The sequence below is a fragment of the Mycobacterium sp. genome (assembly GCF_035603715.1).
In the GTDB taxonomy this organism is placed as follows: Bacteria; Actinomycetota; Actinomycetes; order Mycobacteriales; family Mycobacteriaceae; genus Mycobacterium.
The window spans coordinates 1-12,282 of record NZ_DATNJW010000626.1; the positions used below are offsets into that span (position 1 = coordinate 1).

Annotated in this window: 3 protein-coding genes; 2 read left to right on the forward strand and 1 reads right to left on the reverse strand. The window is 64.0% G+C overall.

Annotated features, from left to right (window positions below; genetic code table 11):
* The first annotated feature begins 316 nt into the window (after window positions 1–316).
* On the forward strand, window positions 317–1,570 hold the full coding sequence (locus VN856_RS25495; protein WP_325694505.1) for an amidohydrolase family protein: 1,254 nt from the start codon (window positions 317–319) through the stop codon (window positions 1,568–1,570).
* A gap of 81 nt (window positions 1,571–1,651) precedes the next feature.
* The gene (locus VN856_RS25500) at window positions 1,652–3,043 is read left to right on the forward strand and encodes an aminotransferase class III-fold pyridoxal phosphate-dependent enzyme (protein WP_325694507.1); all 1,392 of its coding nucleotides are present in this window, start codon (window positions 1,652–1,654) and stop codon (window positions 3,041–3,043) included.
* A gap of 10 nt (window positions 3,044–3,053) precedes the next feature.
* Here VN856_RS25500 and VN856_RS25505 read toward each other — a convergent pair.
* On the reverse strand, window positions 3,054–12,282 hold a 9,229-nt coding region (locus VN856_RS25505; RefSeq protein WP_414687048.1), incomplete at its 5' end, for a non-ribosomal peptide synthetase.

Genomic DNA, 12,282 nt, shown 5'->3' on the forward strand with positions numbered 1-12,282 from the left:
GTATATCTGGTCGGACGGTACCTTGTACTCGTCAGCGAACACGGGTCCGGACGCTTGGGGCGCCCCACCTGACGAGCTTCCATACGGCCGGCAGATCGGCGCCACCGAGCTGGAGTGGAAGGACACCTGGAAACGCAAAGCCGCCGAGCGTGGGCTGCGGTGACCGATTGGTAGCGGGGCGGTGGACGCCTCCACCCATCGGACTAACTTCACGAAAACTCGGGCGATGCGTGGTCGCGGCAGGTAGCAAATCGTCACACCGCGATCCGCGTCATTACCTATAGTCGGATATCACTGGATCGTCCAAGGAGTGCACGTGAACAAAGATGATCTGATCTTGGTCAGTGTCGACGACCACATCACCGAGCCGCCCAACATGTTCGACGCTCATGTGCCTGCCGCCTTCAAGCAATATGCTCCGCGCATCGGCTTCGAATCGGACGGCACGCGGCACTGGTATTACGGCGAGGCGCGCTCATGGCCGATGGGCCTGAATGCCGCCGCGGGCAAGCCGCAAGAGATGTTCGCCGCCGACGTATTGAGCTACGACGACATCCGACCGGGCTGCTACAACGTCGACGAACGAGTGCGCGACATGAATGCCGGCGGTCAACTGGCCGGACTGAACTTGCCGAATTTCCCGGGCTTCGCCGGCGAGCTGCTTAGCCAGGGCCCCGACTCCAACGTGAACTTGGTCATGATCAAGGCCTACAACGACTGGCACGTCGACGAATGGTGCGGCGCCTACCCCGGAAGATTCATCCCGTGCGGCCTGCTGCCCCTCTTCGACGTCGAAGAGGCGGCCAAGGAAGTAAAACGCTTGGCGGACAAAGGTTGTCACGCGGTGGCGTTCTCCGAGAATCCCGAAGCGCTGAACCTGCCGAGCATTCACCAGAAGTACTGGTATCCGCTGTTCGAGGCTGCCTGTGAACACGGGACCGTGCTGTGCATGCACGTCGGGTCCTCGGGACGTGAACCGACGTTCTCCACGGGTGCGCCGTTGAGCGTGAACATGACGGGCACGCAGTTGATGAGCATGTACGCGTTCCTCGAACTGATCTGGGCCGAGTTCTACAAGGACTTTCCCGAAATCAAGTTCTCGCTGACCGAGGGTGACCTCGGCTGGATGCCTTACTTCCTCTGGCGCGCAGAAGACGTGCGGAAGCGTCACACGGGCTGGACCCATGACCAGTTACCGAAGGGCTACGACGGCCCGGGCGACGTGTTCAGGCGGCACATCTACGCGTGCTTCATCAGGGATAAGGTGGGTGTGCAAAACATGCAGTGGTTCAACGAAGACATGATTTGCTGGGAATCCGACTTTCCGCATTCGGACGGCAGTTGGCCCTTTGCGCCAGAGATCGTCATGGAGACGATGGGTCACCTCGACGACGCCGTCATCAACAAGATCACGCACGAAAACGCCATGGCCGCCTACTCTTTCGATCCGTTTACGCACATCCCCAAAGCGCATGCGCGGGCCGGGTATCTGCGGGCGCAGGCGACCGACGTCGACCTTGTGACCCACGTCAAGCCAGTCGGCGCGGACGTGACCGATGGGCACGAATGACGGCGCTCGGTTGGATCAGAGCGGCGAAGGCTGCCGAAATCAGCTGAAGTGCAGCGGATCCAGGCGAATGAGATGGATCGCATGACCGAGATCACCACCGAGATGTTCTTGGAGAATACAACCGAGTTCCTTGCGCGAGTGCGCGAGCTCGACTGCATCAAAGACTTGGCGGCGCGGCAGCCCAAGACCATCGCCGCGGGGTTGCAGCGGGCGGACAAGGGGGTCTACAGCAATTTCGTCGACGGGATGCCCCGAATCATGCCGATGATCGCCGGGTGGGCCCGCGGCCCGCTCATTGCAGATTTGGACGGCAACGAATTCGTTGATCTCGACAGCGGCAGGGGGGTCAACTTCCTTGGCCACTCGGCCGAGGTCGTGACCGACGCAGTCCGATCGATGCTCGGCAACGGCATGACGGTCGCGGCCGGTAACCAGGCCGAGACTGCGCTGCTCAGTCTCCTGCTCGACAGCGTCGGCTGGGCGGAGGGCGGGTTTCTCAGCAACTCCGGGACCGAGGCGACCATGCACGCGCTCAAATTGGCACGCGCGTCCACCGGACGACCGCTCGTGGCGACATTTGAGCATTGCTATCACGGACATCACAACGACGTTTTCGTAGCCAGACTGCCAGATGGCTCGACTCGGCCGGGTATGCCCGGCGTCGCGCCGTCGGTGGAGTCGTCGACGGTTGTGCTTCCCTACGATGAGCGCGCATTCGACATAATCCGTTCGTGTGCAAAGGATCTCGCGTGCGTCATTCTTGAGCCGATCCGATCAAGCTGGCCGCGGTTGGATCGCGATTTCCTCGTCGGCCTGCGGGACGTGACCGCGGAACACGGCATCGTGTTGGTGTTCGACGAAATGCTCTCCGGGTTCCGCTTCCGCTTCGGCAGCGCCGTCGAGACGGAGGCCATCACCCCGGACCTCGCTACGTTCGGAAAGATCATCGGCGGCGGGTTGCCCATCGGCGCGACGCTGGGGCGGTCAGACATCATCAAGATGGCTGTCACGAGTGGTCAGTTCGTGCATGACATCCAAACCCGCACACACGTTCTCGGCACGTTCTGCGGAAACATCGTCGCCTGTGTGGCCGGCCTCGCGCAGCTGGAATACGTTCGCGATCATCAGGACGAGGTGTACCCAACCACATTCGCGGCCGCCGACCGGTTTGCCGCTCACCTCGAACGACTGCGTGACGAAGAGGATTACCCGATCGTCATTCGGCGGTACGAGTCGCTCGTGAAGCCGACCTTCGGTGTCATGTCTGCTGACGACGTTGTGCCATTCGGTCATCCGGACCGAAACGTTGTTGCCGAATACATGTGGACCTATTACCTGCGTGCGGCGGGTGTTCATCTGGCCGAGTTCCTCTATCCGTTCTTCACGTACGCACATACCGCCGACGTCATGGACGGGGTGTGCGACGCGGTCACCCAGTCATTGGCGGCCTTGAGGAAAGACGGATTTTTCTAAGGTCGACTGTCTAGAGCAGTCCGAGCATTTGCAAGTCGGCGACGTATTTGACGATGATCGGCGCCGAGACGTGCGGGATGTCTGGGTTGTTCTTGTCGGGGCCGATTTTCGCTTCTCTGACTGCAGCACGGAACCGATCCGTCGGCCCAAGCGATGCGCGGATCGGCTCTTCGGGTTGCAGACCATGGGCGTGTGAATTATGTATCGGCAACCTCCAGAGCACCGAGTGCCGACGCTGGTGATCTGGCAGGGCACTGAGGCCGGCTTCCAATCGCCGCATCCACTCCCCGAAATCATCGATTCGCTGGATCGGATGACCGGCCTCGATCAGCCAATCGACGTACTCATCGAGGCCGATACCGTCGTCGTGCGGGTTCATCACGTGAAAGGTCTCGAACCCCTCGACCATCCTGGCGCCCAGAGTTGATATCGCCTCGGCGACGAATTCGACTGGTAGCCCGTCGAAGTGGGCGCGCTGCCGGTTGCCATCGGCGTCCAGCTGATAGAACGAGGCGGGCGCGATGCCGGTGGCCAGCAGGGAAAGCATCATTCGGGTGAAGTTGTCCGCGACGTTGAGCTGACCCGCGTAGGTGGTGTCGGCCAGGATCATGGCGCAACGAAATACCGCGACCGGCAGGGCGGCCAGCTCGTTAGCCTCGCGCAGCAGCACCTCGCCGGCCCACTTGCTGTTCGGATAGCCGCTGTCGATCTTGCGGGTGGGACTGATGACCCGAATGTCAGCGTCCTCGGTAAACGCCGATGGCTCGATCTGTCCACCCACGCTGCCGGTCGAGACATACACGTACGGCTTGATCTTCGAGGTAAGGGCGATGCGAATCAGCTCGGCGGTGCCCGCCACATTGGGCCCAAAGAGCCGGCTGTAGGGCAGCACGTGGTTGACCACGGCCGCAGAATCGACGATGAGGTCGACGCTGTCGGCCAGTCGCTGCCAGGTCTGTTGTTCCAGACCCAGATTCGTTTCGCTTTTATCGCCTGCGATGACCTCGAGATGTCCAGCGGCCAGTCTCTCGAAGAGCCGCAGCAGCCGCGGGTCGCCGCTGTCGAAGGTGTCGTGTAGGCGTTGCCTGGCCCGCTCATGAGACTCGGCCCGTACCAAGCAGATTAGGTTCCCGTCGATCCGCTCTAGCCGCTGCAGCCATTCCAGCACCAAGTAACGCCCGAGGAAACCCGTCGCGCCGGTCAGCAACACGGTCCGCACGTCACCAATGGGTCGCGGCAGCGTCGGCGCGGTGGTCAGGGTCGCGGCGTCGATGAACTTGTCCAGAGTGAGATCGCTGGCGTGCGCCTCGGTGTTGTCGCGGCCGTGCACGGACGCAAAGCTGGGTCGGTCGGCGCCGGCCTTTCGCTGTGCCTCCATATCGTCTGCGTCGTCTTGCGGTTTGGTGGCCGGGCTCAACCGCCGTCCCAACCCTCGTACGGACGGCGCGTCGAACAGGTGGCGGACCGTGAGATGCGCGTCAAGGCTGATGTTGATCGTGGCGATGACGCGCATGGCGGTAAGTGAGTCTCCACCGAGGGTGAAGAAGGAGTCGTCGATGCTGACGCGTGGGAGTCCGAGGATGCGGGCGTAGATGTCGGCCAGGATTTCTTCGGTGCGGGTGGTTGGGGGGTGGTAGGGACTGTGGTGGTGGTCGGGTGGAGGTAGGGCGTGGGTGTCGATTTTTCCGTTGGGGGTCAGGGGCAGGGTGTCGAGTTTGATGAGTGCTGTGGGGACCATGTAGGGGGGTAGGTGGTGGGTGAGTCGGTCACCGGCGGTGGTGGGGTCGGCGGTGCCGGTGAAATAGCCGATGAGGTGTTTGGTGCCGGGGTGGTCGTCGCGGGTGATGACGGTGGCTTGGTCGACGCCGGGTAGGGCCGCGAGTGCGGCGCGTATTTCGCCGAGTTCGATGCGGTAGCCGCGGATTTTGACTTGGTCATCGGCGCGGCCGTGGTAGTCGAGTTGGCCATCGGGACGCCAGGAGGCCAGGTCGCCGGTGCGATACATCCGGGTTCCGGGTGGGCCGAAAGGGCAAGCGATGAAACGGGTTCCGGTCAGACTGGGCCGCCGCCAGTAGCCGACACTGACGCCGGTGCCGGCGACATAAAGCTCCCCTACGGCTCCGGGCGGTAAGGGTTGGAGAACGTCGTCGAGGATGAACATTGCGGCCCCGGGCACGGGTCGACCGATCGGTGGGGGTGTCGACTGCGGTGACAGGGGTGCACTGATGGTGGCGTAGATGGTGGTTTCGGTGGGGCCATAGCCGTTGACCATGATTCGTCGGGGTGCCCAGCGGTCGACGAGGTCGGCGGGGCACGCCTCGCCGGCGACCATCAGGTTGGCGGTGGTTTTGTGGGGTGTCAGCAGGGCTGCGGCGGCTGGGGTTTGACTCAACATGGTGATGTGTTCGCTGGCCAGCAGGGTGTGCAAGTCCTGTGGTGAGCGGTTTACGGTGTCGGGCACGATGACCAGTCGCCCGCCGTGCAGCAATGCTCCCCAGATCTCCCAGGCCGAGAAGTCAAAGGCATAGGAGTGACATTGGGTCCAGACCTGGCCGGCCAGCTCGAAGCCGGGCTGTAGCGAGTCGAACAGTGCGGTGATGTTGCGGTGGGTGACCGCGACCCCTTTGGGTGTGCCGGTGGTTCCCGAGGTGTAGATGATATGGGCGATATCGTCAGGGGCCGGTGGGGCCAGCGCGGTGTCGGGCTGGTCATCGATCACCGGATCGGCGACGTCGATGACCGCCACCTGAAGGCCGGCCAAGCGGGCGACCAGATCGGTGGTGGTGATCGCGGCGATCGGTGCGGCATCATCGAGGATGAACCTCAGCCGGGCCGCGGGAACCGCGGGGTCAATCGGCAGATAGGCCGCCCCGGACTTGAGTACCGCCAAGATCGCCACGATCGCCTCAGCGGAGCGGGAAAACACCACGGCCACACACTGACCCGGGCCCGCCCCGGCCAACACCAGCCGATGCGCCAACCGATGAGCGGCCCGATCCACCTCCCGATACGTCATCGACCGGCCCGCACCCACCAACGCCACCACATCCGGCCCGCGGGCCACCTGAGCGGCCCACAACACCGGAACCGACACCCCCACCACCGGCCGCCCCAACGCCCCCCAATTACCCCAAACAGCCAGGCGCGCACGCCCATCCGCATCAAGCGGCTGCGCAGACGCCACCCGCCGGGCTGGGTCCGCGGTCATCGCCACCAACACCTTCTCCAACCGCGCGATGACCGCCTCGATCCGGCGCGCGTCGAACACGTCGGTGGCGTATTCGATGTGAAAGGCCAGCTCGCGGCCCGGCTGGGCCACCACCGTCAACGGGTAGTGGCTGAATTCGCGGCCGCTGATCTCGGTGATGCTCAGGTCATGGGCGGCCAGCGGCGCGGCGGTGTCGGTCGGGTAATTCTCGTAGACGAATAGGGTGTCGAACAGGGCGACGTGACCGGTGATGCGGAGAATGTCGGCCAGCGCCAGGTGCTGATGCTCGAGTGTGTCGATGTGCGCCGTTTGCAGCCGGTCGAGCAGCTCCTCGGTGGTGGTGGTCGCGGTGAGGGTCGCGCGAACCGGCACGGTGTTAATCAACAGGCCCACCATCGATTCGGAGCCGGCCACGTCCGCGGGCCGACCCGAGACGGTGGTACCGAACACGACGTCACGGTGGCCGGTCAGCCAGATCAGCAGCTGCGCGAACGCGCCCTGCAGCACGATGTTGAGCGTGGTGTGGCGTGAGCGCGCCAGGTCGTCGAGGGCACTGGTCGTCTCCTCGGGCAGCCGGAACGATTCCACGCTTCGGGCGCCCAGCCCTGACCGCTGGGGCGGACCGACCAGGGTCGGGGCCTCAAAGTCGGCCAGCACCCGGCGCCATGCGGCGTGAGCTGCCTCGCGATCCCGGCCGGCCAGCCAGTCAAGGAAGTGCCGATAAGAGACCGGGGTGGGCAGTGGCCGCGAGTCGTACCCGGCGAAGATTTCGCGCAACAGGATCTGCCCGGACCAGCCGTCGCACACGACGTGGTGCATGAACAGCACAAACCGATACCGCTCTGGCGCGAACCGGACAAGCATCGCGCGCAGTGGTGACCCGTGGGCCACATCGTAGGTTGCGGAACGTTCGGCGGCGCATGCTCGCTCGATGCGGTCGCCGGCATTGGTGTTCCCGTCGGCGAGATCGAGGTAGCGCCAAGGCAACACGGGTCGCTTCAGGATGATCTGCAACGGTTCGCCAAGCCGTTGGTCGACGAATCGGGCTCCCAGGTTGGGATGACGACTAAGCACTGCTTGGACGGCATCGCGGAGACGATGATGGTCGAGTCGACCGGTCAGGGCGATGTCGACCTGCACCGCGTACAGGTCAGCCTCATCCTCGGCGCTCGCGCTGGTGTGGAACAACAAGCCCCGCTGCAGCGGTGTCAACGGCAACACATCAGCGACTTCGTAAGCGCATTCCAGGTTTTCAAGTTCCTCGGCGGCCACGGAGACCAGCGCGAAATCCGAGGGGGTGAATCCGCCCCCACCGTCGCGCACCTGCGTGCCGATGCCGGCCAGGGCCTCGAACCACAACCGACTCAGCGTATCTATGTGCGCAGCATCGATTTTCGATGGCGCCCACGTCCAGGTAGCCTGCAGCTGTGGCCCGGCGACGGCGTCAAGCGTGATGACATTGACCCCTACGGTATGGCCGAGCGGCATTGCCCATCCGCCACGCGACTCGTCGTTGAACGGCGCGCCCGCGTGTGTCATTTGCCAAGCTTCGCCGGCGATTGCGTCATTCTGCGATCCGGCCACGTGACCTAGGTAGTTGAATCCGATCGGCGGATCTGGACCTGCCAGATCGGCCTCACCATTGAGGTAGCGCAATACCCCGTAGGTGTAACCGTCAGGTATGGCCCGGAGCTGCTCCTTGGCCTTCTTGACCGCAGCACCTAACGCCGCGTGGCCGTTGGCTACCTGCGGCCACAGCAACCGGTCCGGCGTCAAGCACACCGGGTACTTGGTGGTAAACCAGCCCACCGTCTCCGACAAATCGATACCGGGAACCAGGTCTTCATGGCGGCCGTGGCCCTCCACGTCGATGGTGATCGGCGCAGCGTCACCGCCCAGAAATTCCCTCCACGCCAACGCGAACGCAATCAACAAGATGTCCTGCACTCCGGTATGGAACGCCGCGGGCACTTCACCGAGCACCCTGCGGGTGGTCTCGGCATCCAGTGACACCGTCAGGTGTGCGGCGCTGGCGTGGGTATCCATAGCGGGCTCGACGGGGGCCAGCACGCCACCGACTGCGGCGATCTCGCGCCACACCGGCAACTGATCGACGACCACATCCGAGCGGGCCCGCTCCGTCAGGATTGAAGCCCAACGACGAAATGAACTCCCCCGCAACGGCAACCGAGCCACGCCGGTGGCACTGTATAAACGCCAGGCCTCGTTGAGATCGTCAACCAAAATCCGCCAGGAGACGGCGTCGATGGCCAGGTGATGGATTGTCAGAACTAGCGTGGCGGTGGAGCTCGCCCACAGCGCGCTGAGCATCACTCCGCCGGCGGGGTCCAGCCGCCTCCGGGCTTGCACCAACGCGTCATCGGATAACACGTCGACCACCTGCAGCCAGGCACCGGCATCTACCGAACCCGCCGGCCGCGTCACCAGCAGCCAGTTCCCGGCGCCGTCGTCATCGACCTGTAGCCGCAGCATGGCATGCCGATTTATCAAGGCCTGCAACAGGATCACCACATCGGCTCGGCCGACGCCGACTGGAGCCTGTATCACCATGGTCTGATTGAACTGCTCGACCGGGCCATCGACGCTGTGCAGCCAGCGCATGATCGGGGTGGCAACTATCTGGCCGGTGTCGTCGTCGGTGGGGGTGGTCTGGGCGGTGATGGTGGTGGCTGTTTGGGCTAGTCGGGTGACGGTTTGTTCGATGAAGATGTCGCGTGGTTTGCATAGCAGGCCCGCGGCGCGGGCGCGGGCGACTACTTGCATGGACAGGATGCTGTCGCCGCCGAGTTCGAAAAAGGAGTCGTCGATGCCGACGCGCTGAAGTCCGAGTACGTGGGCGTAGATGCCGGCCAGGGTCTCTTCGATGGCGTTGGTCGGGGGTCGATATCGTTGGCCGTCTTGGTATTCGGGTGCGGGTAGTGCGCGGGTGTTGAGTTTGCCGTTGATGGTCAGTGGCAGTGTGTCGAGTTTTACGACGGCTGCGGGGACCATGTAGGCGGGCAGGTGTTGGGCGAGTTGGGTACGGATCTGGTTGGGGTTGGCGGTGCCGGTGAGGTAGCCGATGAGGCGTTTGTCGCCGGGGCGGTCTTCGCGGGCGATGACGGTGGCTTGGTGGACTCCGGGTAGGGCAGCTAGTGCGGTGGTGATTTCGCCGAGTTCGATTCGGTAGCCGCGGATTTTGACTTGGTCATCGGCGCGTCCGAGGTAATCCAGTTGGCCGTCGGGGCGCCAGCGGACGAGGTCTCCGGTGCGATACATCCGGGTTCCGGGTGCCCCGAAGGGGCAGGCGACAAAGCGTGATCCGGTCAAGCTGGCGCGTCGCCAATAGCCGATGGCTACTCCGGCGCCGGCGACGTACAACTCGCCGATCACCCCGCGGGGCACCGGGCGCAGCCAGCCATCGAGCACAAACAACGCCGCCCCCGACACCGGCGAACCAATCGGCGCCACTTCGCCGGCAGCACCCGCGGTCAACGGCGCACTTCCCGACGCTCGTACGGTCGTTTCGGTCGGTCCGTAGGCATTGATCATCACCCGACCCGGCGCCCAGCGATCCACAAGATCTGGCGGGCAGGGCTCACCACCAACCGCCACCACGGCCAGCGACTCCAACCCCTGTGGCGACAACATCGCCAGTGCGCGGGGAGTCGACGTGAGGACGCTGACGTTCTCCGCGATCAGCAAGGCGTGCAGGTGTTCTGGTGAACCGGCCACCGACTCAGGCACCACCGCCAGCCGCCCACCGCTCAGCAGCGCCCCCCAAATCTCCTTGACCGAGACATCGAAGCCATAGGAATGCCCCTGGGTCCATACACCTGCCGGCTGCCGCAGATGCGTGTTTTCCTGAAGCGCCTCGATCAGCTGCGTGACGTTGCGGTGGGTGATGGCAACACCTTTGGGTACGCCGGTCGTGCCCGAGGTGTAGATGAAATACGCGATATCGTCGGGTGCGGGCGCCGGAAGCGTCGAAGCGGGATGGCCGTCAGCCGTGGGGTCCGGCATGTCACCGACGTCGATGACCGGCAGGCCGAACCGATCGAGCCGGTCGGCCAGCCCGGCGGTGGTGATCGCCACCGCCGGCGCGGCATCGGTCACCATGAACCCGATCCGCTCGTCGGGATACATCGGATCGATCGGCAGATAGGCCGCGCCGGTCTTCAGCACCGCCGCAATCGCGACGACGGCCTCAACCGAACGAGATAGCAGCAATGCCGCGCATGCACCCGGACCCACGCCATGAGCCGCCACTACGTGCGCCAAGCGGTCTGCTGCCTCGTCCAGCTCGCGATAGGTCATCGACTTGGCCCCACAGCTCAGCGCCACCGCTTCTGGAGTGCGCGCCACCTGCGCGGCGAACAACATCGGAATCGACGCTGCGGTGGTGGCAGGCTGGGTCAGGACCAGCCGGTTGCCCCACTCGTCCAGCCGTGCGTGCTCGCGCTCGCCCAGCAGATCCATCGACGAGAGCCGGCGGGCTGGATCGCTGGTCATCGCCAGCAATATCTGCTGGAACCGTTCGATCAGCGCTTCGATGGTGGGCGGGTCGAACACGTCGGTGCGAAATTTCAGACGGAGCTCGATTTCAGGCCCCGGCACGGCCGCTAACGTCAGCGGGTAGTGAGTGGATTCGTGGCTGACGAACTCGGTAACAATCAACTCGCGTCCACCAAACAATGCAGTGGTGTCGATCGGGTAGTTCTCGTAGACGAAAAGGGTGTCAAACAGCCTTTCGTGACCGGTGATCCGGTGGATCTCGCTCAGTGCCACGTGCTGGTGTTCAAGGGTGTGGTTGTGAGCGCGTTGCAGTTGACTCAGCAGGTCTGCGGTAGTGGTTGATGAGGTGACCGTTGCCCGCACCGGCACCGTGTTGGCCAACAGGCCCACGATCGATTCGGATCCGGTGACTTCGGCCGGTCGACCCGAGACGGTGGTACCGAAGGCGACGTCGTGGTGACCGGTCAGCGACATCAGCAGCTGCGCCCAGGCGCCGTTGAGCACGGTATTGACGGTGGTTTGGCATGAACGCGCCAGCGCGCCGACGGCCTGGGTGGTCTCGGCGGGCAACCGAAACGATCGCGCGCCTCGAGCGCCCAGCCCCAACCGATCCGACGGGTCTACCAGGGTCGGGGAATTGAAGCCCGCCAACACATCACGCCAAGCGGCCTGGGCGGCATCAAGATCACGATCTGCCAGGAAGGTAAAGAATGTCCGATACGAGCCGCCTGATGCGAGTGGTTGTCTGTGATAGCTGGCGAATATCTCCCTCAGCAGGACCGGCAACGACCAGCCGTCGAGCACGATGTGGTGGTGAGTCAGTACCAACCGGTGCCGATCTGGCGCGATGCGGATCAAAGCCACCCGAAACGCAGACTGGTCGCCAATATCGCAAACGGCCGCGCGTTCGGCGGCGCATACCCGCGAGATCTGCTCATCGACGTTGAGGCCGCCGCCCAGATCGACATAGCGCCACCCCGGCACAGGATGAGCCGGGATGATCTGCACCGGCTCGTCGAACTCGTCCAAGAATCGAGCCGCCAGGTTCGGATGCCGGGCTACCACCGTGTGCACTGCTTCGCGCAGCCGGTCGGAATCAAGAGCGCCGGCCACGCCGAAATCAAGTTGCAGCGCGTACAGATCACGATGATCCTCGGCGTTCGCGCTGATGTGGAACAGCAACCCCTGCTGAAGGGGGGTGAGCGGCAAGATATCCGCGATGTCGTAGCGCTGATCCAGCTCATCGAGCTGCTGCTGGCTGAGGTGGGAGGGCGAGACGTCGGAAGTCGTCTGGCCGGCGCCCTCGTCGGTCAGGCTGGTTTCGTCGGCAACGACGCCTGCTACCCGGGCCAGCCGGGCCACGGTTTGCTCGATGAAAAGATCCTTGGGTCGACATAGCACCCGGGCGGCGCGGGCCCGCGCCACCACTTGCATGGACAGGATGCTGTCGCCGCCGAGTTCGAAAAACGAGTCGTCGATGCCGACTCGTTCGAGTCCTAGCACGTGGGCGTAGATG

Coding starts and splice junctions, on each gene's coding strand:
- VN856_RS25500 (WP_325694507.1), top strand. CDS start 1,652: ATGACCGAGATCACCACCGAGATGTTCTTGGAGAATACAACCGAGTTC.